The sequence below is a fragment of the Roseovarius aestuariivivens genome (genome assembly GCF_004761875.1).
GTDB lineage: Bacteria > Pseudomonadota > Alphaproteobacteria > Rhodobacterales > Rhodobacteraceae > Roseovarius > Roseovarius aestuariivivens.
Map to the genome: position 1 here is coordinate 524697 of NZ_SJEY01000001.1, position 20770 is coordinate 545466.

The following is a 20770-nucleotide window of genomic DNA, read 5'->3' on the forward strand; positions in this document are numbered from 1 at the left end:
CACGCCGCGACCGCGGGCCCAAGCCCGCTTAGTAGACGTCGCGATAGGAAGTATGCCCGACAATGTATTTCGGACAGCCTCGCTTGGCCGTGTTTATGATCAGGTACCAGATCACTTCGCCTGGACGGCCCGCGCGCGAGTACTCGCATCCTTTGGGATGGGTCCACCATTGGCCTTCATAGTCTACGGGCGGCACCGCCTTTCTGTCCTGCGCCACGTCGCCCGAAAGATCGGCCTGAGCTGCCTGCGTCAGGCCAAGGCCAACAGCGGCGGCGGTCACAAGTGCCAAAATCTTCATGGTAAACACTCCTATTCCCCGGAGTGGTTTCCCATTCGCTCCGGCACACTGCCCCACACCAAGGGCGAGAATTGCCAGCGGAGATTTCGGAGTACTTAACGCAACCTAGAAAGATAACGCCTTAGAATTTTGATTTTTATGGTGATTTTAATTGGCTGCGCGTCAGTCCCAGCAGCTGACCAGAACCGTCATGCCGGTTGCCCGCTGGGTCAGCGCCTCGGGCTTGAGCAGATCACCGCCGGTGCTGGCCGCGCTGCGCACGCCGGCGGCTTCGAGTACCGCCCGGATCGTTTCGGCATTGGCGGCGAAACTCACACCATCCGGCAATCGCCGTCCGTTGCTTTGCGCTGGCAAAAGCATGCCAACCACTGCGCCGCCCGCGTCCACAACCGGTCCCCCGGCATCGCCTTCAAGCGCGCTCAGCGCCAGGCGCTTCAGGCTTTCCTCACCTTGAAGGCCCTGCACATCCTCCAGCTGTCCGAAGGTTACGGTCGGCGCGCTGAGCACGCCTCCATAACTGTAGCCCGCGACTGCAATATCGGCCTTGAGCCTCGGCACGGCCTCGCCGAACGCCGCGACTGCGAGCGGGGCCAGCGGATCGACCGGGCGCAATACCGCGATTCCCGCCTCTTCGTCCACCGCCTGCACCGTGGCGTCATAGGCGTCGTCGAGCGTGATCCGGCTGCAGCCCTGTACCACTTCCGAGGTGGTTACCACGGTGCCGGCACGGTCCACGTAAAAGCCCGAACGAGAGATCTTGGGCTTGCGGATTTCCAGACCGGCGACGAGATTGATGCTTTGTTCGCGGTCCGCGCCTGCGGTGGGATCCAGTGTACCGTCGAGCCGGGTGAAGCTTTCCTGCATCTCGCCCAAAAGACGGGTGCGGCGTTCTTCGTCGCCGGCGGGCCAGATCAGGGTAAAGCCTTTGACTTCGCCGTTTCTCAGCCATGCCTGGGTGTGGGAAATGAAGTAAGCGCCTTCGCCGATCAGCGTGAATGCATCGCCCTGGATCGTGCGCGGCCCGGTTTCTGGCACAATTTCAAGGGTTTGCATGATGTCGTAGAGCCCGGCCAGCGTCGCGCGATCGCCCTCTTGCGATATCAGAAGCACGCGCGCCTCTATATTGCCGGTGGCGGTGTAATGCGCGAAGGGCGCTTCGTAACGATCAAAGCTGACCACGTCCATCGGCATCCGCATTTCGATGCCGGCTTCTGTGTCTCGCACCACGCGCAGGCCCAGGCCATCAAGCACGGCGTTATACTGTCGCAAAAGCTCGGCACGCTGCCTTGTGGTCAGAACGCCGGTAGGTTCGAAACTATTAGCTTCTTGCCAGCGTGCCATGGAGCCACGCGTACCGCGCCCGAAAGCTGCATCGATCGCGCCGCCGTAAAAGCCCGCCCATTTGAGCGCGACCTGCAGCGCCGCGCGTTCTTCGCGGGTTAGGCGGGCCTCGCTGGCGCGGGCCTCGCGCGGGGTTTCGTCCACGAGCACTGGTTCCGGGTCAGCGGTGGCCTCGGGTGCCGGATCCACCCGCTCGGTCCGGGCCTGAGAGCTGCGCGCCTCGCTCTGCGCTGCATCGGACGTCTGTCCGCTTTCGATGGCGGCCAGAAGATCGGTGCCTACCGGCCAGAATTGGCGCTGGTATTCAGAAGGTTGCGCGATGTAGCTGTCGCGCGGGATCAGGCGGGCCGCGCGCAAATTGCGCAGGATGCCGGGGGCCTCGTCTTCGTCATAGGGGCCAAGCGCGATGCCGTACCAGCCACCGCCAAGCGCGAAGCCGTTTACGTCTTGCACCTCTAAGGCGTAGCGGCGCAGGCTGTCTTCCGCGCGGGCGAGACTGGGTTGCGCCTCGATCTGAATGAAGACGGATTGCTGCGCTGCCGCCGGCAAAGCGCCCGCAAACACGATAAAAAGCAGCGACATAAAGATACGCGTCATGAAGTTGCCCTTGCCCGAATGCCTGTTTCGAAGTCCCTCAGCCGTGTTGTAGCAAATCTGCCGCGCCGTGCACCCAAAATATGGTCTGTCGCGTGATTGACCCTGCCGTGCCCGCGGCCTAAGCAGGGGCAACGATTTCAGGGCTTTCCAATAAGGGCAGATCATGGCGGACACCTCTGCGAAACCCCGCTCTTTCCAAGAGATCATCCTGCGGCTTCAGACCTATTGGGCGGCCAAGGGATGTGCTGTTTTGCAGCCCTATGACATGGAAGTGGGGGCGGGCACGTTCCACCCGGCAACGACTTTGCGCAGTTTGGGATCAAAGCCGTGGGCGGCCGCCTATGTGCAGCCGTCGCGTCGGCCCACCGACGGGCGTTATGGCGAGAACCCGAACCGCCTGCAGCACTATTATCAATTCCAGGTGCTCATCAAACCAAGCCCGCCGGATTTGCAGAATCTTTACCTCGGCAGTCTGGAAGCCATCGGCATTGACGCAACTCTGCACGATATCCGATTTGTCGAGGACGACTGGGAAAGCCCGACCCTTGGTGCCTGGGGGCTGGGGTGGGAGGTCTGGTGCGACGGGATGGAAGTGAGCCAGTTCACCTATTTCCAGCAGGTCGGCGGGCATGACTGCGCGCCCGTGTCGGGCGAATTGACCTACGGGCTTGAGCGGCTTGCGATGTATGTGCTGGGAATCGACCACGTGATGGACATGCCCTTCAACGACCCCGATGCGCCGATTGCACTGAGCTACGGCGACGTCTTTCGCCAGACCGAGCAGGAATACAGCCGTTGGAATTTCGACGTGGCGGATACGGACGTTCTGTTGCGGCATTTCGAGGAGGCCGAGGCGGAATGCGAGGCGATCCTGAGCCAGCCAGCCGACGATCCCAAGACGGGTATGCGCATCGTCATGGCGCACCCCGCATATGACCAGTGCATCAAGGCCAGCCATATCTTCAACCTGCTGGATGCGCGTGGTGTCATCTCGGTGACGGAGCGTCAGGCCTATATCGGACGGGTGCGCGCGCTGGCGAAGAAATGCGCCGACGCCGTCGTGACGACCGAAGCCGGCGGGCAAGCGGCGTAATGGGAAAGGTACTGTCCTTGGCGATCCTGATCAGCGCGCTCGCGGCAGGCGTATCGATGTACTATTTACAGGTCTATCATTTCTACGAACCGGTCGAGGCGACGGGCACGGACGACGTGATGTTGACTTCCATCTCGACCGATAAGCCTGAGCCGGTGCTCTACGGGGATTTCGAGGGTATCGATGCGGACAGCTCGCCCATCCGGTACCGGGCCTGCTTCACCACGTCGATGAGCCTAGCCATGCTATCGGAAACCTATGTACCCTATGCTCAGGCCGAGCCCCTGACTGCGCCGGGCTGGTTCGAATGTTTCGACGCAGAGGAGATCGGCGGGTCGCTGGAAGACGGCCGCGCGCTGGCCTTTCTGGGCACCAAGGACATCGAGTATGGCATAGACCGGATTGTGGCCATCACCGAGGATGGCCGCGGCTATGTCTGGCAGCAGATCAATGAGTGCGGCGAGGTCGTTTTCGACGGTAACCCTGTCCCCGAAGACTGCCCCGAGCCGCCCGAAGGAGGGCTGAACTGATGCCTGATCTTCTGATTGAGCTTTTCTCCGAAGAGATTCCCGCCCGGATGCAGGCGCGCGCGGCGGACGATTTGCGCAAGCGCGTAACAGACGGGCTGGTCGAAGCCGGCCTGACCTATGCCGGTGCAGCTGGATTCGCCACGCCTCGCCGCCTAACGCTGGCCATCGAGGGTCTGACTGCGGAAAGCCCCACTTTGCGCGAAGAGCGCAAGGGACCGCGCATTGACGCACCCGAAAAGGCGATCGAGGGGTTTCTGCGCGGCGCGGGCGTGTCGCGTGAAGATCTGGAAATCCGCGACGAGAAGAAGGGCCAGGTCTATTACGCCTCGATCACCAGGCCGGGCCGTCCCGCGGCCGACCTCGTGGCCGAAGTTCTGGAACAGGTGATCCGTCACTTTCCGTGGCCGAAGTCGATGCGCTGGGGCGGGGGAAGCCTGCGCTGGGTGCGCCCGCTTCATTCCATTCTGTGCATCCTGACCGATGATGCCGGTGAAGCACAGATCGTGCGGCTTGAGGTGGACGGAATTACAGCGGGCGACACGACCGAAGGGCACAGGTTCATGTCGCCGGGCCGCTTTGACGTTTCCTCGTTTGACGATTATGTGGCCAAGCTCAAGCGGGCGCATGTGATCCTCAATTCCGAGGAACGCGCGCGGCATATCTGGCAAGAGGCCACAAATCAGGCCTTTGCCGCCGGTTTGGAAGTGGTCGAGGATAAGGGCCTGCTGGCCGAGGTTGTGGGGCTTGTGGAATGGCCCGTGGTGCTGATGGGGCAAATCGACACCGAATTTCTCGACCTTCCAGCCGAGGTTCTGCAAACCTCGATGAAGGAGCATCAGAAATTCTTTTCGGTCAAGAACCCGAAATCGGGCCGGATCGAGCGTTTTGTCATAGTCGCCAACCGCGAGACCGCCGATCATGGCGCGACCATCCTCGCGGGCAATCAGAAGGTGCTTTCGGCCCGGCTTTCGGATGCGAAGTTCTTTTGGGAGAACGATCTGCGCATCGCGAAGGATGGCATGCAAGCATGGCTTGAAAAGCTGGAAAGCGTGACCTTCGAACGGCAGCTGGGCACGCAGGCGGCACGGATTGCGCGGATCAGGGCTCTGGCCAAGGAACTGGCACCAGCCCTTGGCGCGGACCCCGACCGGGCCGAACAGGCCGGGCGCGTGGCGAAGGCCGATCTGAGTTCGGAAATGGTCTATGAATTTCCGGAGTTGCAAGGCTTGATGGGGCGCTATTATGCGCAGGCCGCCGGGCTGCCCGACGATGTGGCCGCCGCCTGTGAGGCGCATTACGCACCCCTTGGCCCTTCGGATGCGGTCCCGTCGCATCCTGTGTCGGTTGCCGTGGCTCTGGCCGATAAACTGGACACGCTGACAGGCTTCTGGGCGATTGACCAGAAACCGACCGGCTCGAAGGATCCGTTCGCGCTGCGCCGCGCGGCACTGGGCGTGATCCGCATCGTTCTTGAAAACGGGCTGCGGCTGAAGCTCGACCGGTTCATCGACGCGCAGCTGCTGCGCCACAAGATCAACCTGAACGCCGGGACGGCAAAGGACAACGAGATCGACACGCTTGAGGAGGTCCTCGACGAGATCGCGGATCACGGCGTTTTCGGCGCGGCCTTCCGGGCCGTAATCGACAAGGTCAAGGCCAAGGACAATCCACCCGAGACCGGGGATGGCAGCCTGTTGCGGACGGTGGGCGATATGGTGCCCGACCTGAGCACCGACCTGCTAGCCTTCTTTCATGACCGTCTCAAGGTGGTCCTGCGCGACCGGGGCATTCGCCATGATGTCATCGACGCTTGCCTCGGCTTGGGCGGTGGTGACGATTTCGCATTGATCGCCGCCCGGGCACAGGCTCTGCAATCGGTTCTTGAGACCGAAGAGGGCGAGAATCTTCTCCAAGGGTTCAAGCGGGCCAACAACATCCTGGCTCAGGCAGAGGAAAAGGACGGGGTCGAGTATTCTTTCGGTGCCGATCCCAAATTCGCAAAGGACCCGACCGAAACCGCGCTTTTCCAAGCGTTGGAAGAGGCGGAAGCAAAAATCGCTGCCGCGAACGAAGCCGAGGATTTCGCCGCCGCGATGGCCGCTATGGCGGCGCTGCGCGGGCCGATTGACGATTTCTTCGAGGCCGTGCAGATCAATTCCAATCAGCAGGTCTTGCGGCGCAACAGGTTGAACCTGCTTTTCACGATCCGGCAAATCTGTCTGCAAGCCGCCGATCTGACCCGATTGGAGGGCTAGCGGGCAAAAAGGGAAATGTCTTGCCTGCCTGACAAGTCCTTGCGTAAACAAACGGGTTGCGTATCCTGCGCAGGAAGAACAGGATGCCGCAGTGCAGCATGACATGACTCATATCACGCCGGTCACTCCGGACGCGCCCATTTCGGCGGAGACCCATGGCGGTCGTGCCAAATGCCTGCAGCGGCTGGTGCGCCTTGACCTGCCGGTGCCGCGCACCACAGCGCTGTCTTTCGAGGCGGTACGCGCCATAGCCGCCGGAGAGACGCTGGACATTGATGCCCTTCTGGCACCTTTCGGTGAAGACGCCGTGCTTTGCGTGCGCCCGTCTTCCGAGGATCCGGACTGGGGCGGGCCGGGGGCCGTTCTCAACATCGGTATGAACGACGCGCGCTATGTGGATCTGTCGGATCGGATTGGTCGTACGGCAGCCGCCACGCTTTACCTGCGCTTCGTGCAGTCCTTTGCTGTGCATGTCGCACGGATCGATCCGGATGTTTTCGATGAGATCGACGACGATCCGGTCGTCGGCGTTGGGCAGGCGCTTACGGTCTACGAGGAAGAGGTGGAAGAGCCTTTTCCGCAAAACACCGCCGCGCAGTTGATCGACGTGCTGCGCTCCATGGCTCGGGCCTGGCAGGGAACAACGGCACGCCTGCTGCGGCAGGCCAAAGGGGCGCCCGCCGATGCTGGGCTTGGCCTGGTCGTGCAGGAAATGGCGCTTGGGTTTGGCGAGGGGGAGTGCGGATCCGGCGTGATGCAGCTGGTTGACAGCGTGACGGGCGAGCGCCGCTGTACGGGGCGCTACTTGCGTCAAAGCCAGGGACGCGAGGCGCTGAGACCGGAAACTGAGGCGATGTATCTGCAGAAGGACCCTCGCGGTCCTTCGCTGGAAGATCTGGCGCCGGACGCCTTCGCCAAGCTCAAGGTATATACCAAGCTAATGCGTCAGAAGCTGCGCGAGGAAATGCAGGCGGAGTTCACCATCGACAATGGCGAGGTCTTTTTACTGGACGGGGTCCGCGTTGCCCGGTCGGCCCGCGCCGCGGTCGCGATCGCGGTGGCGCTGGCCGAGGACGCCATCATTCCGCGCGAAGAGGCGCTTTTGCGCATTCAGCCGCGTGCGCTCAACGAGTTGTTGCACCGGCAGATCGACCCCAATGTGAAGCGTGATGTGCTGGCCAGCGGAATCGCTGCGAGCCCCGGTGCGGCCTCGGGCCCGATCGTTTTTTCCGCGGCAGAGGCGCAAGCGGCGGAAAGCCGTGGTGAGCCCTGTATTCTCGTGCGGCGCGAAACCAGCCCTGAAGATATCCGCGGCATGCATGCTGCGGTGGGTGTGCTGACCGAGCGGGGTGGCACCACCAGCCATGCTGCCGTGATCGGGCGCGGAATTGGCCGGCCTTGCGTTGTCGGAGCCTCGGAAATCCGCTTCCAGACGCAGAAGAAGCGCCTGGTGTTCCCCGATGGGCGCATTGTGAAGGCGGGCGAGATCATCACCATCGACGGCACCAATGGTCAGGTTCTGGCCGGCGAAGCCAAGACGCTGGAAGCCGCGCGAGACGATAGTTTCCGCACGCTGATGGATTGGGCGGACGAGTTCCGCGACATCGAGGTGCGGGCCAATGCCGACACGCCGGCAGATGCAGAGGCCGCCCGACGCTTTAATGCGCATGGCATTGGCCTTTGCCGGACAGAGCACATGTTCATCGAACCCGACCGTTTGACCGCGATGCGCGAGATGATCTTTGCTGATACAGGCGAGGACCGCGCCCAGTCTCTGGAACGTATCCTGCCAATGCAGCGCGCCGATTTTATCGACCTGTTTCGGATCATGCAGGGCATGCCGGTCTGCATCCGGCTTTTCGATCCGCCGTTACATGAGTATCTGCCCTCCGACCGTGAGGGGATTCGCGAACTGGCCGAGGCGGTGGGCCTGCCGGTTTCGGACGTGACAGTCCGGATCGAGGCGATGGACGAATATAATCCGATGCTGGGCATGCGCGGCGTGCGCCTGGGCGTGGTCATGCCCGAAATCTACGAAATGCAGGCACGGGCTATTTTTGAAGCCACGGTGGAGAGCAGCCGCGAGGGCGACCCGGTGGTGCCCGAGATCATGATCCCGCTTGTCTCGGCGATGCGGGAGGTCGAACTCGTCAAAATCCGTGTCGACGCGGTGGCCGCTGCAGTGCGAACCGAGACGGGCCGCGATTTCACCTACCGTCTGGGTGTTATGGTGGAAACGCCGCGTGCGTGCCTGCGGGCCGCAGAGCTTGCGCCACATGTTTCGTTCCTGAGCTTCGGCACGAATGACCTGACGCAGATGACCTATGGTCTCAGCCGCGATGACGCGGGGCGCTTTATGTCCACCTATGTGCAGCAGGGCGTCTATCCTGAAGATCCGTTTCACACGCTCGACAAGGACGGCGTGGGCGAACTTCTCGAGATCGGTGCGCGTCGGGGGCGTGAGGCAAATCCGAACCTCACTCTGTCGATCTGCGGGGAGCATGGCGGCAATCCCGAATCGATTGCGTTTTGCCGCGCGGCCGGTTTCGATTACGTTTCCTGCTCGCCGTTTCGTGTGCCTGTGGCGCGACTGGCCGCGGCGCAATTGGCTGTCCGCGACAAGATCGAGTAGTCTCGGGCCACTCTACGTCCAGATATATTGCGAAAAACGCGGATTTTCGCGGTAGGCCTCCTGCGTGAATGGGTCGCAACCGCACGGCTGGACCAGAGGCACCGCATTAGATATCTCCCAACAAATTTAGGCGGTCTTTGAATCGCAGTAATATAGGAGGCGAGACCATGAAAAAACTCGCAATATGCGCTCTGGCGATGTTCGGCACTATGGCCGCAGCAGAGCAGGAAATGAATAAGCTTTACGAAGACGAACGTCGCGTGCTGTCCAGTCTTCCCAAGGATTCCGTCGCGCGGTATTTCGAACTGCCAGGAACTGAACTGGAATATTCTCGTGACTGGCTGGCCCGTCAGAACGTCAAGCCAGGCGGCAAAGAGTGGCGTTGCCTCGCAGAGGCGCTTTATTTCGAAGCGCGTGGCGAAAGCGTAAAAGGGCAGTTCGCGGTAGCCGAAGTTATCCTTAATCGCGTTGATAGTGCCGAGTATCCCGACACGGTCTGCGGTGTAATCAACCAGGGCACAGGTCGCAAGTACCAGTGTCAGTTCACCTATACCTGCGACGGGTATAAGGAAGTGATCTCGGAGCCGCGCGCCTACAAGCGTGTGGGCAAGGTGGCGGCGATCATGCTTTCGGACGCCCCGCGGGATCTGACCGATGGCGCCACGCATTATCATACCAAGGCGGTGAACCCGCGTTGGGCGCGTAAATTCCCGCGTACGGCCACAATCGGCGTGCATCATTTTTACCGTATGCCGACCCGCGTTTCGTCCAACTAGAATACGGTTGACATACATTGGTGCGTCTATAAAAGGCGGGCTTCAAGACGCATTTCGTGGGGGTGGGTTTCCTAACGCGCCCCCGCTGCAGGAGAGAGACCCATGGCGAAGCCGACCACAATCAAGATCCGCCTGAACTCGACCGCCGGTACGGGGCATTTCTATGTCACAAAGAAAAACGCCCGCACGATGACAGAAAAGATGTCTGTGCGCAAATACGACCCCGTCGCGCGCAAGCATGTCGAGTACAAAGAAGGCAAGATCAAATAGGATCTCGCGGTTCTGGACGAACAAAAAGCCGCGTCACTTTGTGACGCGGCTTTTTCTTTGACTTACCTGGGCAAGGCCAAGCTCTCCACTCTACGCACCTCAATGTGACGCGTTTTGCCCTTTTGGCTGCGCGAGTGTTTTTCGAACAGGTGTGTGACTGGACTGCGGAATGGCGGTGCGCGGCAGTGCAACGAGGCTGAACAGGCCGAAAAAGAAAAAGGCCGGTCACAGAGACCGGCCTTTTGCGTTTCTACAGATGCGTAGTGTTACTCGCGCTGACCGAGCAGGTTCAGCAGCATCATGAACATGTTGATGAAGTCGAGGTAGAGACGCAGAGCGCCCATGATCGCCGACTTGCCGAGCCATTCGCTATCGCCATGATGCGCATGCGCAAGATACTCGTTCTTGATGCTCTGGGTATCGTAGGCCGTCAGACCGGCGAAGATCAGGACGCCGATAACAGAAATCGCGAACATCACCGCCGACGAGGCCAGGAAGATGTTGATGATCGACGCCACGATCAGACCGATCAGGCCCATGATCAGGAAACTACCCCAGCCGGAGATGTCTTTCTTCGTGGTGTAGCCCCAAAGCGACAGGCCGGCGAACGAGATGGCGGTGATCAGAAAGACCTGCGCGATCGAGAAATCGGTGAAGATCACGAAGATATAAGAGATCGACACGCCCATCACCGCTGCAAAGGCGTAGAAGAAAAGTTGAGCAGCCGCAGCCGACAGGCGATTGATCACGGCACCGAATGCGAACACCATGATCAGTGGCGCGAACATAACGATATAGCGGGTGAACCCGGTGAAGAGCGCGTTCATCATGGCCGCGTTATTGCCAACGGCCCAAGCCGCAGCAAACGTGAGCAGCATGCCTACGGACATTGTGCCGTAGACCTTGTTCATATGGGCGCGCAGCCCCTCGTCAATCTCGGCGGCGCGCGCACCACTTGCCGTCCGGATTGTGTCGAATTCAGCCATTCAAGCCTCCGATAAGTGACTCCTACAAACCCCAGGATAGGGGTTTGCGGTAAATATCGGTAAGCGGACCTGTCATTTCAAGCGTTTTGGTCCGGAATTCGGACGGAAACAGTCAGTTTTCCGACCAATGCTCAGGAATATCCCAGATCGGACGGTGCGCTTCCTGCAGTGCCTGCGCGCGCGTGACGCCGATATCCCGCAGGCGTTCTGTGTCCAGCACAGCCAGCGCGCGACGTTGGCGTGCAAGCGCAAAAAGCGCGCCGAATGAGGGCAGGCGGCGGCGCAGGCGGCCTGCGGTGGTGGTGTCGGTGAGGAAGGTCATCATTCAATCCTTTCTGTTTCGTGATGTTTTGTCTCGAACCATCTTTTCTGTTGATATAACTGGCATCCCCGGTATGATTTTGAAAATGAATGTTTGATACGTAACCCATCAAGGATCCTGATGTATGCGAAATCTCGACATGACGACGCTTCGGTCGTTTCTCTCCGTCTCTGAACAGGGGGGTGTCACCCGCGCCGCACAGGTGCTCAACCTCACGCAATCGGCGGTCTCGATGCAGATCAAGCGGCTGGAGGACATGCTGGGCCTGGAGCTTCTTGACCGCACGGGACGGCGCGTGGCGCTTACCGCTTCGGGAGAGCAGCTTTTGGGCTATGCGCGGCGGATCGTCGATCTCAACGACGAGGCGGTCGGACGTCTGACCGACAAGGTTTATGAGGGCGAGGTCGTTCTAGGCGTGCCGCACGACATCGTGTACCCGGTGGTGCCACGCGTGCTGAAAAGCTTCAATTCAGCTTTGCCTAGAGTAAACGTGGTGCTGAAGTCCTCGTCGACCAATCGTCTCCACGAGGCCCGGGCACGCGGAGAGTGCCATCTGATCCTGACAACCGAGTCCCAAGTCGCTCCGGGCGGAGAGACCTTGGCGGAGATCCCTTTGCGCTGGGTCGGGGCCATGGGCGGGCAGGTCTGGAAAAAGCGTCCTTTGAGGGTTGCGTTCTGCTCGCAATGCATCTTCCGGCCTTTCGCGTTGCGACGGCTCGAGGCTGCCGGGATCGACTGGGACATGATTGTGGAAACGGAAGAGGACCGTTCCGTCGAGGCGCTGATCAGCGCGGATCTGGCCATTGGGGCGCTGCTTGAAAGCTCTATTCCGCCTCATCAGGAGGCGATCGCAGCGGCGGGCATGCTGCCTGAACTTGGCGTACAGCAGGTCAACCTTTATGGCGCAACCGAGCGGGACGAGATCACGGCAAAACTGGCCGATATGCTGCGCCAGGGCTATGCCGGATCTCCGGCCGTTCTGGCGAGGGCCGCGTCATGACGTGGGAGTGATCACGACCTTGCCGGTCGATTTGCGGCTGCGCAAAAGCTCGAGCCCGTCCGCTGCCTGATCGAGGGGCAGGATGTGGCTGACATGCGGACGCAGCTTGCCCGCTTCGTACCAGCCGAAGAGCGTCGAGAGGCTGTCGGTGACGACCTGGGGCCGGAAGGCAAGGTATCCGCCCCAATAAAGGCCCATGACGGATATATTCTTGACCAGCAGATGATTGGCCTTGATCTGGGGCACCTCGCCGCTGGCAAAGCCAATGGTGAGAACGCGTGCTTCGGGCTTGCAGGCGCGGAACGCGGCGGTGAATTGGTCGCCGCCGACCGGATCATAGACCACGTCGACCCCGCCAAGCGCCCGGCACGCCTCTCGGATATCCTGCGTGCCGGCATCGATCAGGTGGTCGGCCCCGGCTTTCTCGGCAACGGCAAGCTTGTCGGCACCGCGCGCGCAGGCGATCACAGTTGCGCCCATGAGCTTGCCGATCTCGACCGCTGTAAGGCCCACGCCGCCAGCGGCCCCGAGCACAAGCAGCGTTTCTCCGGGCTGAAGACGGGCCTTGTGGTCGAGCGCCACGTGACTTGTCCCATAGGCGACCTGAAATGCCGCAGCGTCGGTGAAGCTCATGGCGTCGGGCAGGGCGACGGCGCGGTCAGCGGGAAAGACGCCCGCCTCGGCCAGGCCGCCCTGGCCGCCGAACACGGCGATCCGCGTGCCGATTTCGGGGCTGCTGACATCGGGGCCGAGCGCGGTGACCGTACCGGCCACTTCCATGCCCAAGGTAAAGGGCGCATCTGGTGTGTCCTGATACTCTCCCTTGACCATGAGCAGATCGGCGAAGTTCAGTCCGCAAGCGCCGATTTTCAGGGCGATTTCACCTTCGCCTGGCTGAGGATCAGGGATGTCCATGATCTGCGGCGATGCGCCGGTTTTCTCGATCCTGAAAGCACGCATGCGATACCTTTCCTGGGCCAAAAGCGGGGCAATAGAAGCGTGCGTGCAGTAGACGACGTGTGCGCGGAAAGTCAAATCTCGGTTGCAGGTTGTAGGGTGCCTACCCAAAAGACTATACCGCCCGTTAAGATTGTAGGTATTTAGGACCGATCCCTTTTATGGGGAGCGATCAAGCTTGTTTTTTCACGCAAAGGTGGTAGCTTTCAGATGCGCTGCAGGGTTGCGCGGCGATAACAGTAGCAAGGTTGACGTGGGCAATTTGAAATACCGCGTACCAAAGTAATAAATGAAAGGATCCACCATGCCGCACCCCGTAGATGTGCATGTAGGTAAACGTATTCGTCACCGGCGCTGGCTAGTCGGCATGACCCAGCAGCAATTAGCAGAAAGCGTCGGGATCAAATTCCAGCAGATCCAGAAATACGAAACGGGCGCCAATCGCGTGAGCGCATCCCGGCTTTGGGATATTGCCGATGCGCTTGACGTCGAAGTGAGCTTCTTTTTTGAAGGTCTCAACAGCGAAGCGCCGTCGCGCGAAAACGGTGAGTCTGTACCTGCCGATCTTCTCGGCGACAAGGAAGCGCTTGATCTTGTGCGTTCCTATTACGCCATTCCGGAAAACCAGCGTCGCCGGCTTTTCGATCTGGCGCGGGTCCTGTCCGACGTGGCTTGAGGCCCTGTCCGATCCGGTCTACGCATGCCGCGAACACGCGGGATAACAGGTCGACCGGATGGACCGCAAAGATATCGTTGAAACAGCTCATGAGATGGCCGACGCTGCGCGTCGTGCCATCCTTCCGCTGTTTCGCGGCACCACTTTGGCCACGGAAAGCAAGCAAACAGGCTCGTTCGACCCCGTGACCGAGGCCGATCGCGCGGCCGAGCGGGCCATGCGGGATGTATTGATGCGTCGCCGACCGGACGATGCTGTCCTGGGCGAGGAATTCGGCGAAAAGCGGGGCACTTCAGGTCTGACCTGGGCTCTCGACCCAATTGACGGCACACGCGCGTTTTTGTCAGGTACGCCGACATGGGGTGTTCTTATCGCGGCTGCGACCGATACCGGCCCGGTCTACGGATTGATCGACCAGCCTTATATTGGCGAACGTTTCGAAGGTGGTTTCGGAGCGGCCAGCATGACCGGACCCAATGGTGCACGCCGGCTGACAACGCTCGGGGACCGGTCACTCAAAGAGGCGATCCTCTTCACCACGTTTCCGGAGGTCGGCACCGAAGCCGAAGGCGAGGCGTTTCAGGCGGTGTCGGCCGAGGTGCGGCTGACGCGCTTTGGCATGGATTGCTATGCTTATGCGCTGATTGCCATGGGTCAGATTGATCTGGTGATCGAGGCGGGACTCAATCCCTATGATATCCAGGCACCCATCGCCGTGATTGAAGCGGCGGGCGGAATCGTGACCGACTGGTCGGGCGGTGCGGCTCATCTTGGCGGGCGCGTGATTGCCGCGGCGGGCCGCGCTCAGCATGAGGCGGCGCTTGCGCTTCTGGCGCGTTTCGCCTGAGGTCTGCGGATGCCAGAGATCCTTCTCCGCTCTGCCGACACGATCCTGACCATGGACGATGATCGTCGTGAACTGACAACGGCAGATATCCTGATACGGAACGGGAAGATCGCTGCCATTGGTCAGCAATTGACGACAACGGGCGAAATCATCGACGCGCGGGGCTGTCTGGTGACGCCGGGCCTTGTAAACACCCATCATCATCTTTTCCAGACGCTGACCCGGGCTGTGCCCGGTGCGCAGGATGCCGCGCTGTTCGGATGGCTCAAAACGCTGTATCCGATCTGGGAAGGTTTCGGCCCGGAGGAGATCCATGTCTCTGCCCTGACGGGCCTCGCGGAACTTGCGCTGTCCGGCTGCTCGCTGAGCTCCGATCATCTCTATCTCTACCCAAATGGAGCGCGGCTTGATGACAGTATCGCCGCCGCGGCAGAGGTCGGTCTGCGCTTTCACCCAACGCGCGGCGCGATGAGCATTGGCGAAAGCGAGGGTGGCCTGCCGCCCGATACGCTGGTCGAGGACGAGGCTGCAATTCTCGAGGATTGCATCCGGGTCATTGACGCCTTTCACGACCCTTCAGAAGGCTCCATGTGCCAGGTCGGTGTCGCGCCATGCTCGCCTTTCACGGTGAGCCGCGATCTGATGCGCGAGGCTGCGGCTCTGGCGCGGGACAAAGGCGTGCGGCTGCACACGCATCTTGCCGAAAATGACGAGGATGTCGCCTATTCGCTGGAACGCTTCGGATGCCGTCCGGGGCAATATGTCGAGGATCTGGGCTGGACCGGTGCGGATGTCTGGCACGCCCATTGCGTCAAACTTGACGCGCGTGAGATTGACCTGTTTGCGCGGTCGCGCACCGGCGTCGCGCATTGCCCCTGTTCCAACTGCCGGCTTGGTTCGGGCATCGCGCCGCTTGTCGAGATGCGCGCCGCTGGCGTGCCGTTGGGCCTTGGTGTGGATGGCTCCGCCAGCAACGACACAGGCAACCTCGTGGCCGAAGCGAGACAGGCGATGCTGTTGCAGCGCGTCGCCGAGGGGGCCGACGCCATGTCGGCCCGCACCGCGCTTGAGATCGCCACTCGGGGTGGCGCGGATATTTTGGGCCGACCGGAATGCGGCCGCCTTGCGCCGGGAAAGCGGGCCGATATCGCCGTTTGGGATATGTCCGGGATCGAGGCTGCGGGAAACTGGGATCCCGCGGCCTTGTTGCTTGCCGGCCCGATGCATGTACGCGACCTGCTTGTCGACGGGCGCCAGATCGTCAGGGACGGATGTCTTGTGACCATCGAGCTTGGCAGGGTCGTGGCGCAGCAGAATGCGCTTGCGAGACGTCTCGAATCGCGATGAGCGTGATGACGTGACGCTGCGGATCCCAATCTTGTCCCGGCAGGTTGTGGAAGGGATGCGGTGTCATGGCATCTCAGCAACTGCCGCACGCTTAATCCAGCGGGAACGCTATCAGGCCTTATAGAAAAAACTTCAGGTAGTGCTTTGGAAAGGCGGCTTCGCGCTTGAAAAGCAGCTTGATGCTTTTCCGGGAGGCCTGCACATCGAAAAGATGATGACGGGCCGTCCCGGGTGCTGAGCAGAACGCTGTCCACACCACGGGACAGCCCCCAGATGCAAGTGGCCTCGATAACATAGTCAACTCAACACTCGGGAAAGAAGCGACCACTTCTGCACCTAAGTTAACCCTAGTCATGATTCATGGCTGCTTTACGGGCATTCGGGGATCGTATGGCGGCGAATTCACGGCGATAGCGTCTCTGCTTCGCACGGTCGCCATCGTGTTGCCGTGTTTCGACATTGCGGCGGCTGTTTTGCTATGCCAGACCCTTTTTTTAGGATCAGCCAGAAAGAGGAGACTGTCCGATGAACCTTGGCTTGCGCGCAGAAAATGAGGCTCTTTTGGCGCGCGTTCGCGCCTTCGTTCGAGATGAGATCATGCCGCTTGAGGCGGATTACCATGCGGAAATCGGCAAAGGCGACCGCTGGACATATACGGATCGGCAGGCCGAGATCCTTGAAGGTCTCAAAGCGCAAGCCAAGTCGCAGGGCCTTTGGAATTTCTGGCTGACAGATGCAGAGGGCGGCGCGGGCTTGACCACTGTCGAATATGCGTTCTTCGCCGAGGAAATGGGACGTACGCCGATGGGCGCCGAGGTCTTCAACTGCAACGCTCCGGATACCGGCAACATGGAGGTCTTCGTCAAATACGGTACCGACGAGATGAAGACGCGCTGGCTTGCGCCGTTGATGGAAGGCGACATTCGCTCGGCCTACCTGATGACAGAGCCGGATGTGGCGAGTTCGGACGCCACCAATATTTCGATGTCGTGCGCACGCGACGGAGACGACTACGTCCTGAACGGAGAGAAATGGTGGGCCACGGGGGCCGGTGATCCGCGGTGCGCGGTATATATCGTGATGGTCAAAACCGGGGGTGATGACGCCCCCAAGCATCAGCGCCATTCGATGATCGTGGTGCCGGCCGACAGCCCCGGCATCGAGAAACTGCGACCGATGCAGGTTTATGGCGCCGACGATGCGCCGCACGGGCATATGCATATCCGCTATACAGATGTGCGCGTGCCGGCGGAAAATATGCTTCTGGGCGAGGGGCGCGGTTTCGAGATCGCGCAAGGTCGCCTGGGTCCGGGGCGCATTCACCATTGCATGCGCGCCATCGGACAGGCCGAAGCAGCACTTGAACTGATGTGCGGCCGCGCGCTTGACCGCGAGGCTTTCGGCAAGCCGCTGGCCCAGTTGGGCGCCAATTACGACATCCTCGCCGAGGCGCGCATGGAGATCGAACAGGCCCGGCTTTTGTGTCTGAAGGCCGCGTGGATGATGGACAAGGGAGACGCGCGTGCTGCTGCGCCGTGGATCCACCAGATAAAGGTTGTGGCGCCGCGAGTGGCGCTCAAGGTGGTGGACGAGGCCGTCCAGATGTTCGGCGCGCAGGGGATCAGCCAAGATACACCCTTGGCCGCCATGTGGACTCATCTGCGCACTTTGCGCCTTGCGGACGGACCGGACGCGGTGCATCGCCGACAGGTCGCCCGGGCCGAACTGCGCCGCTATACACAGGCGCAACTCTGAAAGGGTTCGCGGCGCAGAGAGTATTTGGACCAAGAAGAAGTTGGCGCGCAGATGTCCTCTGGCGGGACTGCTCCAAGGTGTTCTGCTTGGTTCCTTTTCAAAATGCGGAACGCTGCGCGCTTTGCAAAATGGCGCGCGCTGGTTTGCAGGAATGCGGCTCGACACGCCTTGGTCGCCGCGGGTAACTAGTCCGATGCAAAGCGCGCCAAACCCGCAGCCCGGCTGGGGCATTTTATGGATGATCCTGACCGGTCTGCAGTTTGTGGGCGTCACAGCGTTCGTGAAGCTGACCGGCACGCGTATACCGGCGGTCGAGGCGGCGTTTCTTCGTTACGTTCTGGGATTGGTATTCCTTTTGCCGCTGTTGGGCGCGCTGGCCAGAATGCGCACCAGCCGTGGAACCTGGGGCTTGTTTCTTGCACGGGGTGCCGCGCATTCGATGGGGGTCGGCCTTTGGTTTTACGCAATGGCGCGGATTCCCATCGCCGACGTGGTCGCGATGAATTACCTTAATCCCATCTACGTCACGCTTGGCGCCGCGCTTTTCTTCAAAGAAAAACTGGCGCTGCGGCGCATCTTGGCGGTGCTGGTGGCGCTTCTCGGGGCTTTGATCATTCTGCGCCCCGGGTTTCGCGAGGTTGGCGCCGGGCATTTGGCGATGATTTTCACCGCTATCGCCTTTGGCGGCTCCTACCTTCTGGCCAAGATCCTGGCCGACCGATGCAGCCCGGGGTTGGTGGTTGCTATGTTGTCGATCACAGTGACCATTGCGCTGGCGCCCGTGGCCCTATCGGTCTGGGTCACGCCGACGCTTTACGAACTGACGATGCTGGCCGCTGTGGCGTGTTTCGCCACCGGCGGGCACTATACCATGACGCTGGCCTTCCGCGCGGCCCCGCTGACGGTCACGCAGCCGGTCACGTTCCTGCAGCTGGTCTGGGCGGTTCTCGTCGGTATGGTCTTTTTCAACGAGCCCTTCGATCCTTTCGTGATCCTGGGCGGATTGGTGATCGTGTCCGCGGTCACGTTCATCAGTTGGCGGGAGGCCGTGCTGAAACGCCGTGCGATGACGCCGGTTTCGACCGCAACGAAGGTCTGAGTCTAAAAGATCCGTGGCACCTCCGGCACTGAGCCGCCGGGTTAGAGCGCCGTATCCATCTTCGTCTTGCCCGGCACTGATCCTTTACCGAACCTGCTTCTCGCCAGGGTTAGTCAAAGCTTGATCGGCCAATCTGAAAGGGTGAGATCTCGCGAGAGACACGGACGTAAAAAACCCCCGGCGCGAGGCCAGGGGTTTGCGATAACTGGTCGGCATAACGCGGCCTTTATTCGACCAGCCACCAGCGCTCCATCCAGCGCTCGCCGTCCATTTCCCAGTTCGACGCCATATCGCCATGCTGGACCTTGTCGGCCTTGGCATGCACGTAGTTCGCGAACATTGGGATGCAGACACCGCCTTGATTGGCGACGAGGTCCTGCATTTCCCAGTACATGTCGCGGCGCTTGTCTTCGTTCAGTTCAGCACGGGCCTTGACCAGCAGTTCCTCGAACCGGTCGTTGCACCAGAAACTGTCGTTCCAGGCCGCGCCGCACTGGTAAGCTGTCGAGAACATCTGGTCGGCCACGGGCCGTCCGCTCCAGTAGACGGCAGTGAAGGGCTTCTTCATCCAGACGTCGGACCAGTAGCCGTCCTTGGGCTCGCGCACGACCTGAAGATCGATGCCCGCTTCCTTGGCGGAGTTCTGGAACAGCGTGGCCGCGTCCACGGCACCGCCGAACGCCGCGTCCGAGGCCGAAAGGCTTACGGTCAGAGTGTCGAGACCGGCTTCCTTAAGATAGAACTTGGCTTTGTCCGGATCATAGGTCTTCTGCTCCAGCTCGGAGTTGTAAAAACGCTGGCCCCGTCCGATCGGGTGGTCATTGCCGACCGATCCGTAGCCGAACAGGATTTTTTCCACGAGTTCTTCGCGATTTAGCGCGTATTTCAAAGCCTGACGTATATTGTTGTCGGTGAAAGGGTCCTGATTGGTGGACATGGCGAATGTGTAGTGCTGCGTGCCCGAAATGGACTCGACCTCGACGCCCGGGCGGCGACCCAAGAGCGAGGCGGCCTTGAGGTCAACCCGGTCGATGGCGTCGACATCACCCGAAACAAGCGCGGTTGTTCTCGCGTTCTGGTCTACGACCGACAGCATCTCGCAGCTGTCGACCCAAGCGACATCGTCGCGCCAATGGTTCTCGTGGCGCTCGAATTCGGCTGTGACACCGGGCTTGAAGCTTGTCATGACGTAAGAGCCACAGCCATTGCCCGACTGCCAGTCGATGCCGTCATCGTTGGCGGGACAGATCACTAGGTGGAAGTCCGAAAGGATGAAGGGAAAGTCGGCATTGCCGGCATCCAGCGTGAAGATCACGGTGTCCGTGCCTTCGGTCGTGATCTCCTGAATGGGCGCAACGATCGGACCAGCCGCCGACGTCGAATCTTCGCCGCGGTGATGATTGATCGAAGCAACCACGTCGTCGACGGTCAGCGCTTTGCCATCGTGGAAGGTGACCCCTTGGCGGATCTTAAAGCGCCAAACAGCCGCATCGTCCGACGCTTCCCAGCTTTCGGCCAATTCGGGAATAAGGCTGCCATCAGCCGCGACCTCGGTCAGTCGGCCATGCACGGCAAAGCCGAGCGCCGACATGAAGCCATTTGACCACTGGCCGGGATCGAGCGTATCCGTCGTCTGACCGTGGCCCTTGGCCACGCGCAGATGCCCGCCGCGTGTTGGTGCGGCCATCGCGCCGCCCATTGGCAGGGTGGCTGCGATCGCGCCCGCTGCGGTGGTTTTCAGAAAACCGCGGCGGTCCAGAAACCCGCCCTTGATAATCGACATGTCAAAGTCTCCCTGTCTTGATTTGTCGTCTTGCGCCGCGATGACCGATCGGCCAGTCACGGCTTTGGACCTTATCTTGTGAAGTCCATCGTTTGGCCTATACGCATGATCTTTGTCTTGCCGGGCCCTGTCGCCGGTACCGTATGCCGAGCCTTATGGAGGCTGCAACGAAAAACTCGGCGTCCGCCCGTCGCCCCAAAGGGCAG

General features: G+C 60.8%; 18 protein-coding genes. 12 read left to right on the forward strand and 6 right to left on the reverse strand.

What is annotated here, in order from left to right:
• Positions 1-28: 28 nt before the first annotated feature.
• On the reverse strand, positions 29-298 hold the full coding sequence (locus tag EZV60_RS02555; protein ID WP_135501817.1) for a hypothetical protein: 270 nt from the start codon (positions 296-298) through the stop codon (positions 29-31).
• A 162-nt stretch (positions 299-460) separates the two neighbouring features.
• Complete coding sequence (locus tag EZV60_RS02560; protein WP_135501819.1) at positions 461-2236, reverse strand: serine protease; 1776 nt, start codon at positions 2234-2236, stop codon at positions 461-463.
• Between the two features lie 163 nt (positions 2237-2399).
• Between EZV60_RS02560 and EZV60_RS02565 the strand changes: the two genes are divergently transcribed.
• The 6 genes from EZV60_RS02565 (at position 2400) to rpmG (ending at position 9792) form a co-directional block, all read left to right on the forward strand.
• The gene (locus tag EZV60_RS02565) at positions 2400-3329 is read left to right on the forward strand and encodes a glycine--tRNA ligase subunit alpha (protein WP_135501821.1); all 930 of its coding nucleotides are present in this window, start codon (positions 2400-2402) and stop codon (positions 3327-3329) included.
• Positions 3329-3859: a DUF6446 family protein gene (locus EZV60_RS02570; protein ID WP_135501823.1), complete on the forward strand. Its 531-nt coding sequence runs from the start codon at positions 3329-3331 to the stop codon at positions 3857-3859. Before EZV60_RS02565 ends, EZV60_RS02570 begins: the two co-directional genes overlap by 1 nt.
• Complete coding sequence (gene glyS / locus EZV60_RS02575) at positions 3859-6114, forward strand: glycine--tRNA ligase subunit beta (RefSeq protein ID WP_135501825.1); 2256 nt, start codon at positions 3859-3861, stop codon at positions 6112-6114. The genes EZV60_RS02570 and glyS overlap by 1 nt, the downstream gene beginning before the upstream one ends.
• A 103-nt stretch (positions 6115-6217) precedes the next feature.
• Complete coding sequence (locus tag EZV60_RS02580; RefSeq protein ID WP_135501827.1) at positions 6218-8746, forward strand: putative PEP-binding protein; 2529 nt, start codon at positions 6218-6220, stop codon at positions 8744-8746.
• A 167-nt stretch (positions 8747-8913) separates the two neighbouring features.
• Positions 8914-9522: a cell wall hydrolase gene (locus EZV60_RS02585; RefSeq protein WP_135501829.1), complete on the forward strand. Its 609-nt coding sequence runs from the start codon at positions 8914-8916 to the stop codon at positions 9520-9522.
• 102 nt (positions 9523-9624) lie between these two features.
• The gene (rpmG, locus tag EZV60_RS02590; RefSeq protein ID WP_050927593.1) at positions 9625-9792 is read left to right on the forward strand and encodes a 50S ribosomal protein L33; all 168 of its coding nucleotides are present in this window, start codon (positions 9625-9627) and stop codon (positions 9790-9792) included.
• A 266-nt stretch (positions 9793-10058) separates the two neighbouring features.
• Here rpmG and EZV60_RS02595 read toward each other — a convergent pair whose 3' ends face one another.
• Both EZV60_RS02595 and EZV60_RS02600 read right to left on the reverse strand, forming a co-directional pair.
• The gene (locus EZV60_RS02595; RefSeq protein ID WP_135501830.1) at positions 10059-10778 is read right to left on the reverse strand and encodes a Bax inhibitor-1/YccA family protein; all 720 of its coding nucleotides are present in this window, start codon (positions 10776-10778) and stop codon (positions 10059-10061) included.
• A gap of 112 nt (positions 10779-10890) precedes the next feature.
• Positions 10891-11100, reverse strand: coding sequence for a DUF1127 domain-containing protein (locus tag EZV60_RS02600; protein WP_135501832.1), 210 nt, complete (start codon positions 11098-11100; stop codon positions 10891-10893).
• Between the two features lie 124 nt (positions 11101-11224).
• Between EZV60_RS02600 and EZV60_RS02605 the strand changes: the two genes are divergently transcribed.
• The gene (locus tag EZV60_RS02605; RefSeq protein WP_135501834.1) at positions 11225-12100 is read left to right on the forward strand and encodes a LysR family transcriptional regulator; all 876 of its coding nucleotides are present in this window, start codon (positions 11225-11227) and stop codon (positions 12098-12100) included.
• Here EZV60_RS02605 and EZV60_RS02610 read toward each other — a convergent pair.
• Positions 12095-13060: an NADPH:quinone oxidoreductase family protein gene (locus EZV60_RS02610; protein WP_135501836.1), complete on the reverse strand. Its 966-nt coding sequence runs from the start codon at positions 13058-13060 to the stop codon at positions 12095-12097. The two genes, EZV60_RS02605 and EZV60_RS02610, sit on opposite strands and share 6 nt — an antisense overlap.
• A gap of 301 nt (positions 13061-13361) precedes the next feature.
• Between EZV60_RS02610 and EZV60_RS02615 the strand changes: the two genes are divergently transcribed.
• The 5 genes from EZV60_RS02615 to EZV60_RS02635 all read left to right on the forward strand — a co-directional run bounded on the left by EZV60_RS02615 (position 13362) and on the right by EZV60_RS02635 (position 18781).
• Positions 13362-13733 (forward strand): helix-turn-helix domain-containing protein, encoded by a 372-nt coding sequence (locus tag EZV60_RS02615; protein WP_135501838.1) that lies wholly within the window; start codon positions 13362-13364, stop codon positions 13731-13733.
• A gap of 58 nt (positions 13734-13791) precedes the next feature.
• Complete coding sequence (locus tag EZV60_RS02620) at positions 13792-14580, forward strand: inositol monophosphatase family protein (RefSeq protein WP_135501840.1); 789 nt, start codon at positions 13792-13794, stop codon at positions 14578-14580.
• Between the two features lie 9 nt (positions 14581-14589).
• A complete protein-coding gene (locus tag EZV60_RS02625) occupies positions 14590-15927 on the forward strand; it encodes an 8-oxoguanine deaminase (protein ID WP_135501842.1) in 1338 nt (445 codons plus the stop codon).
• Between the two features lie 525 nt (positions 15928-16452).
• Entirely contained in the window at positions 16453-17682 is a 1230-nt protein-coding gene (locus EZV60_RS02630) for an acyl-CoA dehydrogenase family protein (protein ID WP_135501844.1), read from the forward strand.
• 193 nt (positions 17683-17875) lie between these two features.
• Complete coding sequence (locus EZV60_RS02635; RefSeq protein ID WP_245306175.1) at positions 17876-18781, forward strand: DMT family transporter; 906 nt, start codon at positions 17876-17878, stop codon at positions 18779-18781.
• A gap of 226 nt (positions 18782-19007) precedes the next feature.
• Here the strand turns inward: EZV60_RS02635 and EZV60_RS02640 are convergent, their stop codons facing one another.
• Positions 19008-20564 carry an ABC transporter substrate-binding protein gene (locus EZV60_RS02640; protein WP_135501845.1) on the reverse strand — a complete coding sequence of 519 codons (1557 nt, stop codon included), beginning with the start codon at positions 20562-20564 and terminating at the stop codon, positions 19008-19010.
• Positions 20565-20770: the final 206 nt, after the last annotated feature.

Bases quoted from the DNA above. Each gene is read 5' to 3' on its own strand.
- EZV60_RS02555 (WP_135501817.1), bottom strand. From the start codon at position 298: ATGAAGATTTTGGCACTTGTGACCGCCGCCGCTGTTGGCCTTGGCCTG.
- EZV60_RS02560 (WP_135501819.1), bottom strand. From the start codon at position 2,236: ATGACGCGTATCTTTATGTCGCTGCTTTTTATCGTGTTTGCGGGCGCT.
- EZV60_RS02565 (WP_135501821.1), top strand. From the start codon at position 2,400: ATGGCGGACACCTCTGCGAAACCCCGCTCTTTCCAAGAGATCATCCTG.
- EZV60_RS02570 (WP_135501823.1), top strand. From the start codon at position 3,329: ATGGGAAAGGTACTGTCCTTGGCGATCCTGATCAGCGCGCTCGCGGCA.
- glyS (WP_135501825.1), top strand. From the start codon at position 3,859: ATGCCTGATCTTCTGATTGAGCTTTTCTCCGAAGAGATTCCCGCCCGG.
- EZV60_RS02580 (WP_135501827.1), top strand. From the start codon at position 6,218: ATGACTCATATCACGCCGGTCACTCCGGACGCGCCCATTTCGGCGGAG.
- EZV60_RS02585 (WP_135501829.1), top strand. From the start codon at position 8,914: ATGAAAAAACTCGCAATATGCGCTCTGGCGATGTTCGGCACTATGGCC.
- rpmG (WP_050927593.1), top strand. From the start codon at position 9,625: ATGGCGAAGCCGACCACAATCAAGATCCGCCTGAACTCGACCGCCGGT.
- EZV60_RS02595 (WP_135501830.1), bottom strand. From the start codon at position 10,778: ATGGCTGAATTCGACACAATCCGGACGGCAAGTGGTGCGCGCGCCGCC.
- EZV60_RS02600 (WP_135501832.1), bottom strand. From the start codon at position 11,100: ATGACCTTCCTCACCGACACCACCACCGCAGGCCGCCTGCGCCGCCGC.
- EZV60_RS02605 (WP_135501834.1), top strand. From the start codon at position 11,225: ATGCGAAATCTCGACATGACGACGCTTCGGTCGTTTCTCTCCGTCTCT.
- EZV60_RS02610 (WP_135501836.1), bottom strand. From the start codon at position 13,060: ATGCGTGCTTTCAGGATCGAGAAAACCGGCGCATCGCCGCAGATCATG.
- EZV60_RS02615 (WP_135501838.1), top strand. From the start codon at position 13,362: ATGCCGCACCCCGTAGATGTGCATGTAGGTAAACGTATTCGTCACCGG.
- EZV60_RS02620 (WP_135501840.1), top strand. From the start codon at position 13,792: ATGGACCGCAAAGATATCGTTGAAACAGCTCATGAGATGGCCGACGCT.
- EZV60_RS02625 (WP_135501842.1), top strand. From the start codon at position 14,590: ATGCCAGAGATCCTTCTCCGCTCTGCCGACACGATCCTGACCATGGAC.
- EZV60_RS02630 (WP_135501844.1), top strand. From the start codon at position 16,453: ATGAACCTTGGCTTGCGCGCAGAAAATGAGGCTCTTTTGGCGCGCGTT.
- EZV60_RS02635 (WP_245306175.1), top strand. From the start codon at position 17,876: ATGCAAAGCGCGCCAAACCCGCAGCCCGGCTGGGGCATTTTATGGATG.
- EZV60_RS02640 (WP_135501845.1), bottom strand. From the start codon at position 20,564: ATGTCGATTATCAAGGGCGGGTTTCTGGACCGCCGCGGTTTTCTGAAA.